The sequence below is a fragment of the Microbacterium sp. MAH-37 genome, assembly GCF_009758255.1.
Lineage (GTDB): Bacteria > Actinomycetota > Actinomycetes > Actinomycetales > Microbacteriaceae > Microbacterium.
Genome location: NZ_WSEN01000002.1, coordinates 235611 through 251636, shown reverse-complemented (window position 1 = coordinate 251636; position 16026 = coordinate 235611). Strand labels below are relative to the sequence as shown.

General features: G+C 68.2%; 18 protein-coding genes and 1 tRNA gene. 4 read left to right on the top strand and 15 right to left on the bottom strand.

Features of this window, described 5'->3' with window-relative positions:
* Positions 1-23: 23 nt before the first annotated feature.
* The 4 genes from GON06_RS01730 to GON06_RS01715 all read right to left on the bottom strand — a co-directional run bounded on the left by GON06_RS01730 (position 24) and on the right by GON06_RS01715 (position 2222).
* Positions 24-794 carry a tyrosine-protein phosphatase gene (locus GON06_RS01730; RefSeq protein WP_157310558.1) on the bottom strand — a complete coding sequence of 257 codons (771 nt, stop codon included), beginning with the start codon at positions 792-794 and terminating at the stop codon, positions 24-26.
* A gap of 56 nt (positions 795-850) precedes the next feature.
* A tRNA-Ser gene (locus GON06_RS01725) sits at positions 851-938 on the bottom strand.
* A gap of 19 nt (positions 939-957) precedes the next feature.
* The gene (locus tag GON06_RS01720) at positions 958-1578 is read right to left on the bottom strand and encodes a GNAT family N-acetyltransferase (protein ID WP_332837065.1); all 621 of its coding nucleotides are present in this window, start codon (positions 1576-1578) and stop codon (positions 958-960) included.
* A 14-nt stretch (positions 1579-1592) separates the two neighbouring features.
* Positions 1593-2222: a phosphatase PAP2 family protein gene (locus tag GON06_RS01715; RefSeq protein ID WP_157310557.1), complete on the bottom strand. Its 630-nt coding sequence runs from the start codon at positions 2220-2222 to the stop codon at positions 1593-1595.
* A 137-nt stretch (positions 2223-2359) separates the two neighbouring features.
* Here GON06_RS01715 and GON06_RS01710 point away from each other — a divergent pair, with 137 nt between their 5' ends.
* Positions 2360-2677, top strand: coding sequence for a cupin domain-containing protein (locus GON06_RS01710; protein WP_157310556.1), 318 nt, complete (start codon positions 2360-2362; stop codon positions 2675-2677).
* Between the two features lie 3 nt (positions 2678-2680).
* On the opposite strand, the gene GON06_RS01705 is transcribed toward GON06_RS01710, so the two are convergent.
* The 4 genes from GON06_RS01705 to GON06_RS01690 all read right to left on the bottom strand — a co-directional run bounded on the left by GON06_RS01705 (position 2681) and on the right by GON06_RS01690 (position 7890).
* Positions 2681-3910, bottom strand: a complete 1230-nt coding sequence (locus tag GON06_RS01705; RefSeq protein ID WP_157310693.1) for a multidrug effflux MFS transporter — start codon at positions 3908-3910, stop codon at positions 2681-2683.
* A gap of 240 nt (positions 3911-4150) precedes the next feature.
* Positions 4151-5128: a carbohydrate ABC transporter permease gene (locus GON06_RS01700; RefSeq protein ID WP_157310555.1), complete on the bottom strand. Its 978-nt coding sequence runs from the start codon at positions 5126-5128 to the stop codon at positions 4151-4153.
* A complete protein-coding gene (locus tag GON06_RS01695) occupies positions 5128-6471 on the bottom strand; it encodes a carbohydrate ABC transporter permease (RefSeq protein ID WP_157310554.1) in 1344 nt (447 codons plus the stop codon). The genes GON06_RS01700 and GON06_RS01695 overlap by 1 nt, the downstream gene beginning before the upstream one ends.
* Positions 6472-6561: 90 nt before the next feature.
* Complete coding sequence (locus GON06_RS01690) at positions 6562-7890, bottom strand: ABC transporter substrate-binding protein (protein WP_157310553.1); 1329 nt, start codon at positions 7888-7890, stop codon at positions 6562-6564.
* Positions 7891-8134: 244 nt separating this feature from the next.
* Here GON06_RS01690 and GON06_RS01685 point away from each other — a divergent pair, with 244 nt between their 5' ends.
* Positions 8135-9139 carry a LacI family DNA-binding transcriptional regulator gene (locus GON06_RS01685; protein ID WP_157310552.1) on the top strand — a complete coding sequence of 335 codons (1005 nt, stop codon included), beginning with the start codon at positions 8135-8137 and terminating at the stop codon, positions 9137-9139.
* Positions 9140-9202: 63 nt separating this feature from the next.
* On the opposite strand, the gene rplL is transcribed toward GON06_RS01685, so the two are convergent.
* From rplL to GON06_RS01670, 3 genes are all read right to left on the bottom strand, one after another.
* Positions 9203-9586: a 50S ribosomal protein L7/L12 gene (gene rplL / locus GON06_RS01680; RefSeq protein WP_157310551.1), complete on the bottom strand. Its 384-nt coding sequence runs from the start codon at positions 9584-9586 to the stop codon at positions 9203-9205.
* A 51-nt stretch (positions 9587-9637) separates the two neighbouring features.
* Positions 9638-10126 carry a 50S ribosomal protein L10 gene (gene rplJ / locus GON06_RS01675; protein ID WP_116241817.1) on the bottom strand — a complete coding sequence of 163 codons (489 nt, stop codon included), beginning with the start codon at positions 10124-10126 and terminating at the stop codon, positions 9638-9640.
* Between the two features lie 368 nt (positions 10127-10494).
* Positions 10495-11469, bottom strand: a complete 975-nt coding sequence (locus tag GON06_RS01670) for a hypothetical protein (protein WP_157310550.1) — start codon at positions 11467-11469, stop codon at positions 10495-10497.
* Between the two features lie 261 nt (positions 11470-11730).
* On the opposite strand from GON06_RS01670, the gene GON06_RS01665 reads away from it, so the two are divergent.
* On the top strand, positions 11731-12408 hold the full coding sequence (locus GON06_RS01665) for a YqaJ viral recombinase family protein (protein WP_332837064.1): 678 nt from the start codon (positions 11731-11733) through the stop codon (positions 12406-12408).
* Positions 12409-12528: 120 nt separating this feature from the next.
* Here the strand turns inward: GON06_RS01665 and GON06_RS01660 are convergent, their stop codons facing one another.
* Positions 12529-13461 carry a LysR family transcriptional regulator ArgP gene (locus tag GON06_RS01660; protein ID WP_157310549.1) on the bottom strand — a complete coding sequence of 311 codons (933 nt, stop codon included), beginning with the start codon at positions 13459-13461 and terminating at the stop codon, positions 12529-12531.
* A 25-nt stretch (positions 13462-13486) separates the two neighbouring features.
* Here GON06_RS01660 and GON06_RS01655 point away from each other — a divergent pair, with 25 nt between their 5' ends.
* Positions 13487-14146, top strand: a complete 660-nt coding sequence (locus tag GON06_RS01655) for a LysE/ArgO family amino acid transporter (protein WP_332837063.1) — start codon at positions 13487-13489, stop codon at positions 14144-14146.
* Between the two features lie 206 nt (positions 14147-14352).
* Here the strand turns inward: GON06_RS01655 and GON06_RS01650 are convergent, their stop codons facing one another.
* From GON06_RS01650 to rplK, 3 genes are all read right to left on the bottom strand, one after another.
* Positions 14353-14715: an iron chaperone gene (locus GON06_RS01650; protein WP_157310548.1), complete on the bottom strand. Its 363-nt coding sequence runs from the start codon at positions 14713-14715 to the stop codon at positions 14353-14355.
* A 77-nt stretch (positions 14716-14792) separates the two neighbouring features.
* Positions 14793-15482 carry a 50S ribosomal protein L1 gene (gene rplA / locus GON06_RS01645; RefSeq protein ID WP_157310547.1) on the bottom strand — a complete coding sequence of 230 codons (690 nt, stop codon included), beginning with the start codon at positions 15480-15482 and terminating at the stop codon, positions 14793-14795.
* An 11-nt stretch (positions 15483-15493) separates the two neighbouring features.
* Positions 15494-15925 (bottom strand): 50S ribosomal protein L11, encoded by a 432-nt coding sequence (gene rplK / locus GON06_RS01640; protein ID WP_056312763.1) that lies wholly within the window; start codon positions 15923-15925, stop codon positions 15494-15496.
* Positions 15926-16026 lie beyond the last annotated feature (101 nt).

Below are 16026 nucleotides of genomic sequence, written 5' to 3'. Positions count from 1 at the left end.
GGATGCCGCGCTGGAGACGAGGCTCAGCCGGCGAGGCGCTCGCGCAGGCCGTCCAGTTCGCCCGGGGTGAGTCCGCCGCTCAGGAGGTACTCCGCGCTGCCGCCGCGTTCGTCCAGCCATGTGAAGGCCGCTTCGATCGCGGACGGCGGTGTGCCGGTGACGACCTCGACGATCGCGGGCAGTGCGGGCACGCCCATCGCCGTCATCCTCGCCAGCATCCCGTCCGCCCACTCGCCGGCGAGGTTCGCCTGGCTCGATACGTAGTCCGCGACGATCGCCGCACGCTCGACGCCGATGGCGTCGAGCAGCAGCGCGACCGCCACGCCGGTGCGGTCCTTGCCCGCGGTGCAGTGCACGAGCACCGCCGGATGCGCGGCATCCGGCGGGTTCACGATCAGGCGGGCGACCTCGGCGAACGCCGAAGGACTGTGCTGCAGCATGCCGCGATAGAGGTCCGCCAGGCTCGGGATGCGCGAGAGCAGCGCCTTCGTCGCCGCGTCGTCCAGCGTGAGATCGGCGGGCATGGCCAGGGCCGCCTCCAGGATCGACAGCTGCACGACCCGGATGTCGCGACCTGCAGGGAGCCGGTCCGGCGCCTGAGCCCGCTCGACGTCGGTGCGGAAGTCGACGACCGCGCCGATGGGGCTGTTCTCGAGAGTCTCGAGCCCGGCGGCGGTGACACCGGCGAGCGCATCGGTGCGGTAGAACACGCCGGATCGCGTCGTGCCGCCGTCGCGAAGCGGCATCCCGCCGGTGTCGCGCGAGTTGTACGTTCCGTCGATGATGGCGCTCACGCGGCCTCCTGATGGTGCGAAGAAGGGCCCCCGCGATGCGGGAGCCCTTCTCTGAATGGCGGTGACGGCGGGATTCGAACCCGCGGTTGCTTGCACAACACACGCTTTCCAAGCGTGCTCCTTCGGCCGCTCGGACACGTCACCAAGGAACAACCTGAACAGTCTATCCGATCGCGGAGGGTGCCCCGAACCTCACCCCGTACACGCGCACGCCCTCGCCGGACGGCAGCACCTGCATGCCGAGCCGCTCGTAGAACTTGCCGGCGCCGGTGTTGTCCGGGTTCATGCCCAGGTGCAGCCCTGCGACACCGCGGTCCGCGAGCTCGGCGAACAGCAGTTCCGTGAGCCGGCGCCCCAGCCCCATGCCCTGGGTCTCGGGAAGGAGGTCGATGTGCAGGTGCGCCGGATACTCGGCGGCGTTCGGCTCCTCGTTCCGGCCGCGGCCGGCCGCATAGGACATCGCCCAGTCCTGGCGCGGGTGACCCGGCACCGGTGGCTCGGGGTACTCGCCGACGCGCGTCGGCCACCACTCGTCGTGGAACCAGCGCTCGAACGAGAGCGTGTCGTCCGTGGCGACGATGTAGCCGATCACCCGTGCGTCATCCGACTCCACGACCCAGCACAGATCGGGATGCCGCTCCGCGTAGGGCACCGCCCAGATGTCGCCCCAGAGCCGGTCGTCCGAGAGGATGCCCGTGGCGTCCGCTCCGGAGTCCGCGGTCTTCACGCACACGTCGTAGAGGCCGTCACGGTCGGCCGGGCGGTACGGGCGGATCTGCGGCACGGGATTCTCCTCGGTCAGGCGGCGAGCTCCGCCTGCGGCGGACGCCGATCCCAGCGTAGCCAGCCCCACAGCAGCGCGGCGACCAGCAGGGGCGCTCCGGCGCCGACCAGCATGCCGCCGATCGTGTCGGTCAGCCAGTGCACGCTCAGGATCGTGCGGGAGAGGGCCATCGCCAGCGTCCACAGGGTACCGAGGACGGCGACCCAGACCCGTGGCGCGATCAGCCACAGCACGAGGGCGATCGTCGCCGCATTGGCCGTATGCCCGGAGGGGAATGAACCGAAGTCCGATGGCACGAGCAGGTCCTCCGGCCTCGCGCGGCCCGCGATGTGCTTGATGACCTGGACCAGCCCGGCGCTCAGGGCGAAGGCGGTGAGCGCGAACAGCGCCTCCATGCGGCGGCGGAGCACCAGCAGCACGGCGGCGAAGCCGAGCGGTACCAGGAGCACCGCGCGCCATCCCCCGCCGATCCAGTTGAAGAACAGCGCGGCATCGATCATCCAAGGCGCCCGGAGCCCCACCATCAGGTCGTGCCAGCCGGAATCCGGTGCGCTCATGACCGGCACGAGAGTCACGAGCACTCCGAGAAGCACAGCCGCGACCACGAGAGCTCCACCGGTGATCCCTGCCGTGCGCCTGTCCATCGTGCCATTCTGCCCGGCCTCAGCATCGGGAATCACAGACCCTCCGTCCGCCGTGCGGCGTGTCGCTCTCCGGCACGCCGTCTCCGCGCCGTCCGAACTGTGATCTCCGCCCGATCACCGGGTCGTATGCTCGGCCCATGACCCTCATCGCCTCGTCCGCCGCAGATCTCGCAGCCCGCTACCCGATCGAGGCCGGCCGGGTGCGCCCGCACAAGACGATGGACGGCGACAGGTTCAAGATCCGGACCCTGGCGATGGATGCCGGAACGGTGCTGCGTGAGCACCGCGCGCCCGTGCCGATCCTGGTGCAGGTCGCGTCCGGTCGCGTCCTGTTCCGCGTCGAGGGTGCAGAGCACGACCTCTCCGCGGGAGGGGCGATCCAGGTCGACGCCTCCGTGCCGCACGAGGTCGAAGCCGTCGACGCCTCGCACGTGCTGCTCACCCTGCTGGGGTAGGTGCTACGGAGCCAGCATCCCGACCGTGCGCGGGCGCACGATCAGCCAGAGTGACAGGATCGCGACGACGGCGCATCCGGCCATGACCGACGCCATCGTCGTCGCGGTGATCCCGGCATCCCGTGCGATCCAACCGACGACCGGCGAGATGAGCGCCGCGATGCCGTTGTTGCTCGCGCCGAGGATGGATGCCGCGGTGCCCGCGGCCTTGCCGTGCCGGTCGAGCGCGAGCACCTGCACGCAGGGGAAGCTGAACCCGCACGACGTCATGAACACGAAGAGCGGGATCACGGTGCCCCACAGACCCAGCCCGAACTGATCGCACACGATGATCGCAACGCCCGAGATCAGCAGCATGGCCGTCGAGACCGCGAGCACCCACTGCGGCCCGAACCGGGCGGCCAGACGCGCGGCGGTCTGCACGCCCAGCACCACACCGAGCGAGTTCGCGGCGAACAGCAGGCCGTACTGCTGCGGGTCGAGGCCGTGCGTCTGCTGGAACAGGAACGGCGAAGCCGAGAGATACGAGAACAGACCCGAGAAGGTCATGCCGCCGATGACGAGCACACCGAGGAACACCCGGTCGGTGAGCACGCTGCGGTAGCGCTGCAGAGCAGTGCCGGTGCCGCGCTCCTGACGGCGCTCCTTGGGCAGGGTCTCGGGGATGAAGACCGCGGTGGTGATGAGCATGACCGCGCCGTAGCAGGCGAGCACCACGAAGATCCCATGCCAGGACATGACCGTCAGCAGCCACGATCCGATCAGCGGCGCGACCACGGGCGCGACGCCCGAGACCAGGGCGAGCCTCGACAGCATGACGACGAGGCGCTTGCCGCCGAACAGGTCGCGCACGATCGCCATCGCCACCACGCCGCCGGCCGCGGCGCCGACCCCCATCAGCACACGCGCCCCGCCCAGCAGCAGCAGGTTCGGTGCGAGAGCCGCCGCGACGCTGGCGAGCACGTGCAGGGCGGTCACCGTGATCAGCGGCACCCTGCGGCCGACCTTGTCGCTGAGCGGACCCACCACCAGCTGGCCGAGTGCGAAACCGATCATGGTGCCGGTCAGCGTGAGCTGGATCATCGCCGCGGTGGTCTGGAAGTCGCTCTCCAGCACCGGGAACGCGGGCAGGTACAGGTCGATCGTGAACGGGCCGAGCGCGGTGAGCGCACCGAGCAGGATGATGTAGAGCACCCTGCGACCGGTCGGGATCGCGTCGCCCGGGTGGAGCATGACCGGCGCGGTGGCCGGGTTCGACCCGAGGGTGCGGATCGCTCCGGTGGATGTCGAGGTGCGGATGCTGCCGGTGATGGCGCGGATGCTGCCGGTGGGGGTGCGCTCGTCTGTCACTGAGGCCTTTCGAGGCGGATTGCCGAATCGATTCGAGAAGTCTCCACTCTATCCGGCATCCCGCGCACGCGAAGACCGCCGGGATCCGTCTCGGACGGTCCCCGGCGGCCTTTCGTGCGGGGCTCAGCCCTTCGTCGCTCCGGCCAGCAGGCCGCGCACGAAGAACCTCTGCAGCGCGAAGAACACGATCAGCGGCACGACGATGGAGATGAACGTTCCCGCGGACTGCAGGAACCAGCGGTCGCCCCACGATCCCGACAGAGAGTTCAGCGTCTGCATCAACGGCAGCGAACTCGATGGCGCGAAGATCGTCGCCACCAGCAGGTCGTTCCACACCCAGATGAACTGGAAGATCGCGTAGGACGCGATCACCGGCATCGACAGCGGCAGGATGATGCGGAAGAAGATCTGCCCGTGTCCTGCGCCGTCCACCCGCGCCGCCTCCATGAGCTCGCTGGGAAGCTCGGCGATGAAGTTGTGCAGCAGGAAGATCGCCAGCGGGATCGCGAAGATCGTATGCGCGATCCACACGGTCGCGAAGCTGTGGTCGACGTCGCGCAGCGCGAGCCCGGGGAAGATCTGCACGCCGTTGACCGTCAGCCCCCGGGAGAACAGGCTGAGCAGCGGCACCAGCGTCATCTGGATCGGCACGATCTGCAGTGCGAACACCGCCACGAACAGGAAGCCCCTGCCACGGAACGGGATCCACGCGAACGCGTAGGCGCCGAGTGAGGCGACGGCGATCGCGAACACCGTCACCGGGATCGTGATCACCAGCGAGTTGATGAACGAGTCCGCCAGCGTGAGCGCCGTGCCGCCGGAGGTGAGCGCCTCGGCATAGTTGGAGAGCGTGAAGTTCGGATCCACGAAGACCGTCCACCAGCCGGTGACCGACGAGTCGGCACCGGGACGGAACGACGTGACGAACAGACCGAGCGTCGGGATGGTCCAGACGACGGCGATCACGATCGCGACGATCGTGGCGCCCTTCGAGGCGAGCTTCTTCTGTGCCTCGTTCTCGAGCCTGCGCGTCTGCCGCGCGACCCGGCGGGCCTCCTTGCCGTCGAAACGCGGCGCGGGTGTGGTGTCCACGGTGGCCATCAGCGCACCTCCCTCTGCTTGCGCAGGTTGCGCACGTTGTACACGATCAGCGGCACCATGAACAGGAACAGCACGACGGCCAGCGCCGACGAATGACCGTAGCTCTGGAACCGCTGCTGCTGGTTCACCATCTCGAAGCCCAGCACCGACGAGTTCGACCGGCCGCCGGTCATGTTGGCGACGATGTCGTAGACCTTCAGCGATGCGATGGTGATCGTGGTGAGCACCACGATCATCGACGAGCGGATGCCGGGCAGGGTGACGTTCCTGAACCGCTCCCAGGCGTTCGCGCCGTCGAGCTCGGCCGCCTCGATCTGCTCGGCCGGTACGCCCTTGATCGCCGCGGAGAGGAACACCATCGCGAAGCCGGTCTGGCTCCAGATGAACACCGCGAGCAGGCAGAACGTGTTGATGAACGGCGTCGCGTCAAGCCATCCGATCGGCTGCCCGCCGAACCAGGTGATGATGGCGTTCAGGATGCCGATCTGGTCGCCCTGCCGGTAGTCGTAGACGAATTTCCAGATGATGCCCGCGCCGACGAACGAGATGGCCACCGGCATGAACACCAGCACCTTCAGGATCTTCTCGCCGTGCGCCCGGTCGATGAACACCGCGTAGGCCAGTCCGATGAGCGTCGAGATGGTGGGAGCCAGCAGCGCCCAGATCAGCGTGTTGATCACCGACCAGAAGCCCTCGGGCTGTGTGAAGGTCCACACGTAGTTGTCCAGTCCGACGAACTCCTTGCCGGTCTTGTCGAAGAACGACTGGACGAAGGTCGCGATGGTCGGGTAGACCAGGCCGACCAGCAGCAGGATCGCCGCCGGGGCGAGGAAGATGATCAACTGGAACAGGTAGCCGGCGCCCGCCCTCGCGCGGTAGTCCGCGAAGAACAGCAGCGCCCCCGCCAGCAGCGCGATCGCGACCACGTAGAGCACGGCCCCCTGATAGGGCCGCATCATCATGAACGCGATCAGCGGGATGACGAAGCAGGCCGCCACGCGCAGGATCGTGTAGCCGGTGCCGGGGCGCGGCGCGTACTCGATCAGCACCAGGATGAGTGCGACGACCACGCCGAACACGGCGATGACGACGGGGATCTGCACGAGCGGGCTGAGTCCGCCGATCCAGATGAAGAAGCTGTTCAGTGAGAAGCCGAGCGAGGTCGGCTTCGGCTCCTCCAGGGGCGTGCGCGTCACCATGAACAGAAACAGCGCGACGATCAGCACGCCGATGATGAGGGCGACCACGCCGGTCACCCGGGCGGAGTACTTGCCCTGCTTCGGCGCGAAATGCGGCGCAGCAGCGGTCTCCTCAGAGGTCGTGAGGGTTCGGGTATCAGTCATGACCCTGCCTTTCTGAGCGCGTCTTCGGACTCGGATGGGGCCGTCCGCGATGCGGACGACCCCATCCTGCCGGAGCGCAGCCCCTCGTGACTAGTTCTCGTAGCCCGCCTGGATGTCCTTCAGCACCTGATCGGTGGGACGACCGTCGATCCAGTTGACCATGCCCTTCCAGAACGATCCCGAGCCCACCGTCGCCGGCATCATGTCGGAAGCGTCGAAGCGGAACGTGGTCGCCGGGTCCTGCAGCAGCTTCATGGCGTCGGTGAGGAACTCGCTGGATGCCAGCTCCGGGTCGGCGCCCTTGTTGGCCGAGATCGCTCCGCCGAGCTTCACGCGGGCGTCGGCGAACTCCGGCGTGGACATGTACTCGACGACCTGCTTGGTGGCGTCGTCGTCCGAGAAGCGGGTGACGAACTCGCCGCCGCCCTCGATCGCCTGCTCGCCCTCGGTCATCCCCGGGAGCACGAACGCGTACACGTCGCCGTCGGGCGCGACCTCAGGGGTCTCACCATCGGCGTTCTTCACCGCGAGGAAGTTCGCGGTCAGGAACGATGCCTGGTGCGTCAGCGCGCAGGTGCCGTCAGCGACCTTCGCCGCGATGTCGTTGCCGAACGGCGTGGAGTTGATGCTCTTCACGTCACCGAAGCCGGCGTTCACGTAGTCGCCGTTCAGCAGGATCTTGCCGGTCTCGTCGAAGGCCTTCTTGATCTCGGGGTCGGTGAACTTCACGTCACCGGAGACCCACTTGTCGTAGACGTCGGGGCCGGCGGTGCGAAGCACGAGGTCCTCGATCCAGTCCGTGCCCGGCCATCCGCTGGCGTCGCCGGACTCGAACCCTGCGCACCAGGGCTGCGTGCCGGTCTTGGACTGGATGGTCTGGGTGAGCGTGAGCAGCTCGTCCCAGGTCTTCGGGACCTCGACGCCCCACTCCTTGAACTTCGCCGGCTGGTACCAGACGTAGCCCTTGACGTTGGCGAGCATCGGCGCCGCATAGAACGTGCCGTCCGCACTGCCGTAGGACTTCCAGTCCTCGCCCCAGTACTCGTCGACGTTCTTCGAGACGGCGTCGGTGCCCTCCTTCACCTCACCGGTGTCGATGAGCGAGTTCAGCAGACCGGGCTGGGGGACAATCGCCACGTCGGGTGCCGAGCCACCGGTCACCTTGGTGACGATGTTGCCCTCGAAGCTCTTGTCGCCGGTGTACTCGACCTTGATGCCGGTGTCCTTCGTGAACTGATCGAAGGACTCGTTGAGGGCATCCGCTTCGGAGCCGGTGATGCCGCCGGCGATCTTGACGGTCTTGGCACCATCGTCGCCGGAGCCACCGGTGTCGCCCTCCGCACAACCGGTCAGGACGAGCGCCGCGGCGCCGACCAGGGCGAGCGGAGCAAGAAGGCGGTATCGCTGTGACAAAGCCATGTGAATTCTCCTCTTCGAGTGCTTGTCGATTGCTCGACGGTCGCCATGCGGCATCCGTTCAGGAACCGCTTCCAGCCCAACCTATCCGGCCGCGGTGCCCCGGCACAATGCCGAGACTGTTACAACAGGGCAACCATCTGCTCCCATCGTGGGAGCGCTCCCACAGCCTAACCCATGGAACCGGTTCCGTATATGCACGTCTTCCGATACGCTGTGCCGGAGCCGTGTGCGGACCGGAGGAATCATGAGCACGATCGCCGATGTCGCCGCCCGCGCAGGGGTCTCGAAGGCGACTGCGAGCCGCGCGCTGAGCGGCAACGGCTACGTCTCACCCGAGACCCGCGACCGGGTGCAGGCCGCCGCCGACGAGCTCTCGTACGTCGCTCACTCGTCGGCGATGAGCCTGGCGACCGGTCGCTCACTGTCCGTCGGCGTGATCATGCCGTCGCTGGACCGCTGGTTCTTCGCCGAGCTGCTCGCCGGGGTGCAGGACGCCCTGTTCGCCGAGGGGTACGACCTCGTGCTGTACGGCATCAGGGAGGGGTCCGCGGAGCGGGCGCGACTCTTCGAGCACATCCTGCCCAGGCGTCGGTTCGACGGCATCATCGCAGTCGGCATCCAGCCCAGCGCGCACGAGCTGGAGCGACTGCTGCAGGTGTCCTCCCCCGTCATCAGCATCGGGCCGTACAGCGAGGGCACCAGCGCGGTGTCGATCGACGACGCCGTCGCCGCGCGCATCGCGACGGAGCACCTCATCGATCTCGGACACCGCGACATCGTGCTGCTCGGCGGACGGGCGGATGCCGCGACCCATGCCGTCGGCGACAAGCGGCGCTTCGACGGCTACCGCGCGGCGATGATCGCCGCCGGCTTGGATGAGCACGTCAGACAGGCATCCGGTCCGCCGACGATGCCCGGTGGCTACGAGGCGGCGGTGCGGGTGCTGGGCGACCGGCGCAAGAGGCCGACGGCCTTCGTCGGCATCTGCGACGAGGCGGCGATCGGCGGCATCGTCGCCGCCCGCCGGCTCGGCATCGCCGTCCCTGCGGAGCTCAGCGTGATCGGAATCGACGATCACGAGCACGCCGAGATGTTCTCCCTGACGACGGTGCGGCAGCATCCGCGCGAGCAGGGCGCCGCCGCCGTGCGCCTGCTCCGCACACGCATGGAGCACCCGGATGCCGCGCCTGCGCAGGTGACCCTGCCGATCGAACTCGTCGCACGGTCGTCCACCTCCGGCATCCGATAGTGCCGAGGATGCACGAAGGCCCCGGGATCTCTCCCGGGGCCTTCGAAAGCGCGGTGAAGCGAATTACTTCAGGGTCACCGTGGCGCCGGCCTCCTCGAGGGCGGTCTTGGCGGCCTCGGCGGCCTCCTTGTTCGCACCCTCCAGGACGGGCTTCGGAGCGCCGTCGACGAGAGCCTTGGCCTCGCCGAGGCCCAGCGAGGTCAGCTCGCGGACGGTCTTGATGACCTGGATCTTCTTGTCACCGGCAGCCTCGAGGATGACGTCGAACTCGTCCTTCTCCTCCTCGGCCTCGGCACCGGCAGCGCCACCGGCAGCACCGGCGACGGCGACCGGAGCAGCAGCGGTGACCTCGAACTTCTCCTCGAACGCCTTCACGAAGTCGTTGAGCTCGACGAGGGTCAGGCCGGCGAACTGCTCGAGCAGCTCCTCAGTGGTGAGCTTAGCCATGATGTATCTCCTAGATTGATGGGGTTTTGGGGTAAAAGATCACCAGGCCGCTCACGCGGCTTCGGCGGTCTCCAGCTTTTCGCGAAGCGCGTCGATGGTGGCTGCAGCCTTGCCCATCGTCGCCTTCATCATGCCCGCGGCCTTCGCCAGCAGAACCTCACGGCTCTCCAGCGAGGCGTACTTGTCGACCTCGGCGGCGTCGAGGGCGTTGCCCTCGAAGATGCCGCCCTTGATCACGAGAAGCGGGTTGGCCTTGGCGAAGTCACGCAGGGCCTTCGCGGTGGCGACGAAGTCGCCGTGCACGAACGCGATGGCCGACGGTCCCTTGAGGTCGTCGTCCAGAGCGCTGATCCCCGCGTTGTTCGCGGCGATCTTGGTCAGCGTGTTCTTCACCACGGCGTACTCAGCGTTCTGACGGATGCTGTTGCGCAGCTCCTTGAGCTGGGCAACCGTCAGACCGCGGTACTCGGTCAGCAGAACGGCGTTGGAGTCCTCGAATGACTTCGTGAGCTCCGCGACCGATGCATCCTTCTGCGCCATGGTCACTCCTTGATGTGTACGAGATGCCTCACGGAGGTGGGACATCGACCTCGACTCCGGCCCCGCATGAAGAAAGCTCCGGCGCAAGCGCACGGAGCTCTGGAAACTGATCTCGCACACCTGCGCGGGCCCCTGCGATGCAGTGCTTCGATCGCCTCGCGCTTGCGCGCACGACGATGACCGGCGGTCTTCGGTTGCTCCTACTCTAAGGCATCCCGCGCCACCGCCCAAATCGCCCCCTCCCTTCTCTCCTCTCCCCTTCCCCCCTCCATTCCGCCGAGCGCACGACTTGCTCGCGAACGCACGGCCTGCGCGCGTGCACAGGTCGTGCACTCGGCAGATCCCCGTGCACTCGCGTCGCCGCGAGGTCACGGCGGGGTGATCCCGAAGGCACGGAGACGCGCCGCCAATACGCGGACTGTCTCGATGTGCGGCGAACCCCACCTCGCGAAACGTCGACCCGTCCGTCCGCGTATCCAGTCCTCCCGCTGCTTCTCCTCGAGCAGCACGTCTTCGACAGACTTGCCCCGCCGCATAGCTTCGTCACTGTATTTGGTCTCGCCGTCGAACTCGCCGAAGCTGTCGACGTCGTCCAGTCCGAAATCGACGAAGAACGGGGCGCCGTTCGGGCCGGGGATCCGCACCTGCAACCGCGGACGGGCGAATCCGAGCCGGTGCAGATGCAGACGGCTCACGCTCTCTCCCGGCAACTGCGCGCGCCCGTCCGCGAAATCCGCGACCCAGCGGGCCTGCCGGATACCGCGCGCACCGGATGCGTCGGCGATGCGCTGCGCGATGGCCATGCGCCACGACTCGACCGCATCCAGATCCCATTCCCTCCCTCGCTGAGCCATCATCCGCTCGGCCGCGTCGGCTGCGCTGACGGCGGCCTCGAGCGGAGTCGTGCGGATCAGATCGAAGACCGTGCGGGACAGGCTCGTGCAGCGGATGCCGTCGACGACGTCGGTGTCGAGCTCCGACAACGGAGCAACATGACGGACGACGTCGCCGCCGCTGGAGATGCGCCTCGGCGCATCGGTGATCAGATGCACCTGCGGAAGCCGCAGGCGGTACAGCGGGATGCGCCACAGCACCGCGGCAGACGGGCCCGCAGCGACCGCTCCCCCTGTCGCGTCACGCGACACGGCGATGACATGAACACGATGTCTGTCTTCGGGCCACATCGACCGCCATTCCTCGCCTCCGATGTACCAGCCCCGACGAACCTGATGGAGCGCACCGGCGCGCACGGCCTCGGCCAGACCTCGGTCGGTCCAGCCGTCGAGCAGCATCATTCGACGGGAGCGGATCTGCGGAGCGAGGTCGAGGACGGAGTTTCGCATCCGACATCCTGATCTCGCCACACAGGAAGGATCTCCCCTGTTTCCCGGCCCTGTGGAAGCTTCGCACCGCATCTCGCCCGGTGCAGAACGAGATCGCGTCTTCCGAGCGCACGGCTTGTTCGCGTGTGCACGAGGTGTTCTCACTCATGACCCGTGCACTCGGCGGCATCCCGTGCACTCGCCGACTTCCGCGCATACAGCGTGCCAGGGCGGGCGGCGTGTGTGCGGGCGGATGCCTGTGGTCAGGGGTAGCCTCGTGAGGTGACCCCGGAACTCGAAGCGCGTATCGTCGCGGACTCCCGCGATCGGGTCGCGTGGTTGCGGGCCAGGGCACGAGGGATCACCGCGACGGATGTCGCCGGACTGTCCAGCGAGGCGTCCATCACCCGGGCCGCCGACTCCAAGCTCGGTGCCGGCCCCCGCTTCGGCGGCAACGCCTACACCGACCACGGTCGCCGCCGTGAACCCGAGATCGCCGCGTGGGTCGCCGCGACCCACGGCATCCTGCCCTCGTCCGCGCTGTTCTGCGCCGAGGTCGAGAAACGGCACCTGGCCACCCCGGACGGCATCGTGCAGGAGGCGGACGGCCGCGTGCTGCTCGCCGAGATCAAGACGACGAACAAGTCGTGGCGGTCCATCCCGCGCACCTACCTGCGTCAGGTGTGGTGGCAGCAGCACGTGCTCGGCGCCGAGCGCACGCTGTTCGTGTGGGAGGAGCACGACGACTTCCGTCCGATCCACGACGAGCCGAAGTCGGTGTGGATCGATCGAGACGACCGCGAGATCGGGCGGCTGGTGGGCCTCGCCACGCGCCTGATCGACGAGCTGTACCACCGCACCACAGGGCAGCGTCCTCCCCAGCAGGCGCCCGCCGCCGCCAGCGCCCGCGAGGCGCTGCGCGAGCGCGACATGTTCCGCGCACTGGCCCTCTCCGACTAACGCGCGCCGCCCGGCCCGGTGCCGAGTGCACGCCTTCCTGCCGAGTGCACGACGTACTCGCGCCAACAACCCGTCCGCTCGCGAGCAAGCCGTGCACTCGCGCCCACAGCCACCGCGCCCTCAGCGCAGCGGAGCGAGGGCGCGGGATGCCTCGGCCGCGACCTCCGCGGCGATGGCGTCGAGCAGCGGGGAACGCAGGTTCCACTGCTGCCAGTACAGCGGCACCCGGGTCGCCGGGCCGCCGAGGTCGACCAGCCCCTCGACACCCTGCACGACAGGGATGAGGGCCCAGCCCAAGCCGAGCCGCACCGCCTGCGCGAAGTCGTACGATGCCGGCACGTAGTGCCGCGGCACCGACCACGGGTCGACTCCGCGGGCGCGCAGCCAGTCGTGCTGCAGCTCGTCACGCCGATCGAAGTCGACGAACGGAGCGCGGGCAAGGGCATCGGGGGTCACTTCGTCGGGGAGCCACCGCGCGAGGTACTCCGCCGTCGCCATCGGACGGTACTCCAGCACGCCGAGCGGCTCGACCCGGCATCCGCCGACCGGGGTGCTCTCCGAGGTGACCGCCGCCATCACCTCTCCGGACTCGAGCAGACGGGCGGTGTAGTTCTGATCGTCGCGGTGCAGATCCACGTCGATGTCGTGCTTCTGGGCCACCCGGGCGATCGGCGGGAGGAACCATGTCGCCATCGAGTCCGCGTTCACGGCGAGCGGCACGCGCACCCTGGTCTCCCCCGCGTCGTCGGGCGAGAGGCCGAAGGCGGTGATCGTGTCGTGCTCGAGCAGCGCCACCTGGCGCGCCAGGCGCACCAGTGCTTCGCCCGCCTCGGTCGCGCGCACCGGCTTCGACCTCACGACCACGACCCTGCCCAGCTGCTGCTCGAGCGACTTGAGGCGCTGGCTGACCGCGGAGGGCGTCACATGCAGTCGCCGCGCCGCGGCATCGAAGCTGCCCTCGTCGATGACAGCGGCGACGGTGGCGGCGAGCTGGGCGTCGATCTGCACATAAGTAATGCTAATGCTGATGCAGTTCTCTTCGCTGGAGTTCATGCTGACTGACGCTTAGCGTGGATCCGTGCTCACCCTCCTGTCCGGCCTCGGTCTCATGTACTCGCTGATCATCGCCGTCGGCGCGCAGAACGTCTTCGTCCTGCGCCAGGGCATGCGCCGCGAGCACGTGTTGCCGGTCGTACTGATCTGCGCGGCATCCGACGCCCTGCTGGTGCTGGCCGGCACCGCCGGTCTCGGCTACCTCGTGAACTCCGCGCCCTGGCTGATCGTCGTCGCCCGCTGGGCCGGCGGCATCTCGCTGGTCGTATACGGGATCTTCGCCGCCCGCCGCGCATGGGCGGCGGGCGGCGAGTCGCTGGTCGCCGATCCCGACGCGGAAGCCGCGGGCACGGCCCCCGGTGGCGGCACGGCCCTGGCCACGAGGACGCGCCTCGCACCCGTGATCCTCGCCACCCTGGCGTTCACCTGGCTCAACCCGAACGTGTACCTCGACACCGTGCTGCTGATCGGCGGCATCGCCGCGACGCACGGCGACCAGCGCTGGCTGTTCGCCACCGGGGCCATCATCGGCAGCATCACCTGGTTCTTCGCGCTCGGCTACGGCGCCCGCTACCTCGGGCGCTGGCTGCGCACCCCGCGCGCCTGGCGCATCCTCGACACCGGCATCGCAGTGCTGCTGGTCACGATGGGCATCGCGCTGGTGGTGCCGGTGTTCACCGGCTGAGTCAGCGGGCGGATCGGTCGCGACTGCCGTCCTACCGCAGCGACCATCGCTGCTGCTCACCCGCATCCAGGTCGCGCTTCGGCTCGATGAGAATGCCGGAAACCGGGACGAACTGCGACCCGAACGCAGGAAAGCCGGCGGAACCGGGACGAACTGCGACCCGGACGGAGGGGCAGACCGGATCGCGCCCGGCTGCGACCCGAACGTCAACTGCGGCGCAGCGACGGGTCGTCGATCTCGGCCATCCGCGCCGAGACGATGGCCCGGATCGCGTCATCCGGCAGCGGATGCTCCGGCTGGAACCGGATCGTCCCCTTGTCGTGCTCGAAGCCGGCGAGCGCGTCCGCCACGACATCCGGCACCCCTCCGCTGAACGGATAGAGCCCGATGTGCTTCTTGGTGCGCATGACCGAGATCAGCGCCTTTCCGCCGTGCAGCAGAGCCGGCATCCCGTAGCTCTTGCCCTGCTCGGTCTCGCCCGCCGTCGCCCGGGCGATCTCGTAGACGTGCGCGATCACCGCGCGGTCGTCCGGGTCCAGTCCCTCGAGGTAGTCGTCGATCGTTCCCATACGGCATCCTCGCATCCGCGCCGGGAACGCAGAAGACCCCCGCCCGAAGGCAGGGGTCTTCCGAATGAGCGTCAGGCTCAGATGGCGTTGACGTCCAGCGGGATGCCGGGGCCGAACGTGGTCGAGACGGCGCCCTTCTGGATGTAGCGGCCCTTCGAGCTGGACGGCTTGAGGCGCACGATCTCCTCGAGCGCGGCCTTCATGTTCTCGTCGAGCTGCTCGGCCGAGAACGAGGCCTTGCCGACGACGAAGTGCACGTTGGCGTGCTTGTCGACGCGGAACTCGATCTTTCCGCCCTTGATCTCCTCGACGGCCTTGGCCGTGTTCGGGGTCACGGTGCCGGTCTTCGGGTTCGGCATCAGACCACGGGGGCCCAGCACCTTACCCAGACGGCCGACCTGGCCCATGAGCTCAGGGGTGGCGACGGCGGCGTCGAAGTCGGTCCAGCCGGCGGCGACCTTCTCGATCAGCTCGGTGCCACCGACCTCGTCGGCGCCTGCGGCGATGGCGGCCTCAGCAGCCGGGCCGTTGGCGAACACGATGACGCGGGCGGTCTTGCCGGTGCCGTGCGGGAGGATGACGGTGCCGCGCACCATCTGGTCGGCCTTGCGGGGGTCGACCGAGAGCTTCAGCGCGACCTCGACGGTCGAGTCGAACTTCGCCGAGCCGGTCTCCTTCGCCAGGACGACGGCCTCGGTGGGCGTGTAGAAGCGGTCCGCCTCGATCTTCGCAGCGGCGTTCTTGTAAGCCTTGGACTTGGTAGCCATTGTTATCTCCCTCAGCCCTCGACCGTGATGCCCATGGAACGGGCGGTACCGGCGATGATCTTCGACGCGGCCTCGATGTCGTTCGCGTTCAGGTCGGCCTGCTTGGTCTCGGCGATCTGACGGACCTGGTCCTTGGTGATCTTCGCGACCTTGACGGTGTGCGGCGTGGCGGAGCCCTTGGGCACGCCTGCGGCCTTCTTGATGAGCTCCGCAGCCGGCGGGGTCTTCAGGATGAAGGTGAAGCTGCGGTCCTCGTAGACGGTGATCTCCACGGGGATGACGTTGCCGCGCTGCGACTCGGTCGCGGCGTTGTACGCCTTGCAGAACTCCATGATGTTGACGCCATGCTGACCGAGCGCGGGGCCGATCGGCGGCGCCGGGTTGGCTGCACCGGCGTTGATCTGAAGCTTGATCAGGCCGGTCACCTTCTTCTTCGGTGCCATTGTGATTCCTTTCTCGAGCGGATGCCCTGGGGCCCTTCGTCTCGGCGCTTCGCGCCTCGCTCAGGACGAGCGTCCCTCTCCCGCAGATCCGGCATCTCCGG

Excerpts from the sequence above, each read along its gene's own strand:
- GON06_RS01710 (WP_157310556.1), top strand. The coding sequence starts at position 2,360 with ATGACCCTCATCGCCTCGTCCGCCGCAGATCTCGCAGCCCGCTACCCG.
- GON06_RS01695 (WP_157310554.1), bottom strand. The coding sequence starts at position 6,471 with ATGACTGATACCCGAACCCTCACGACCTCTGAGGAGACCGCTGCTGCG.
- GON06_RS01690 (WP_157310553.1), bottom strand. The coding sequence starts at position 7,890 with ATGGCTTTGTCACAGCGATACCGCCTTCTTGCTCCGCTCGCCCTGGTC.
- GON06_RS01660 (WP_157310549.1), bottom strand. The coding sequence starts at position 13,461 with ATGAACTCCAGCGAAGAGAACTGCATCAGCATTAGCATTACTTATGTG.
- rplK (WP_056312763.1), bottom strand. The coding sequence starts at position 15,925 with ATGGCACCGAAGAAGAAGGTGACCGGCCTGATCAAGCTTCAGATCAAC.
- rplL (WP_157310551.1), bottom strand. The coding sequence starts at position 9,586 with ATGGCTAAGCTCACCACTGAGGAGCTGCTCGAGCAGTTCGCCGGCCTG.
- GON06_RS01650 (WP_157310548.1), bottom strand. The coding sequence starts at position 14,715 with ATGGGAACGATCGACGACTACCTCGAGGGACTGGACCCGGACGACCGC.
- GON06_RS01700 (WP_157310555.1), bottom strand. The coding sequence starts at position 5,128 with ATGGCCACCGTGGACACCACACCCGCGCCGCGTTTCGACGGCAAGGAG.
- GON06_RS01715 (WP_157310557.1), bottom strand. The coding sequence starts at position 2,222 with ATGGACAGGCGCACGGCAGGGATCACCGGTGGAGCTCTCGTGGTCGCG.
- GON06_RS01705 (WP_157310693.1), bottom strand. The coding sequence starts at position 3,910 with ATGCTCCACCCGGGCGACGCGATCCCGACCGGTCGCAGGGTGCTCTAC.
- rplJ (WP_116241817.1), bottom strand. The coding sequence starts at position 10,126 with ATGGCGCAGAAGGATGCATCGGTCGCGGAGCTCACGAAGTCATTCGAG.
- GON06_RS01685 (WP_157310552.1), top strand. The coding sequence starts at position 8,135 with ATGAGCACGATCGCCGATGTCGCCGCCCGCGCAGGGGTCTCGAAGGCG.
- rplA (WP_157310547.1), bottom strand. The coding sequence starts at position 15,482 with ATGGCTACCAAGTCCAAGGCTTACAAGAACGCCGCTGCGAAGATCGAG.
- GON06_RS01670 (WP_157310550.1), bottom strand. The coding sequence starts at position 11,469 with ATGCGAAACTCCGTCCTCGACCTCGCTCCGCAGATCCGCTCCCGTCGA.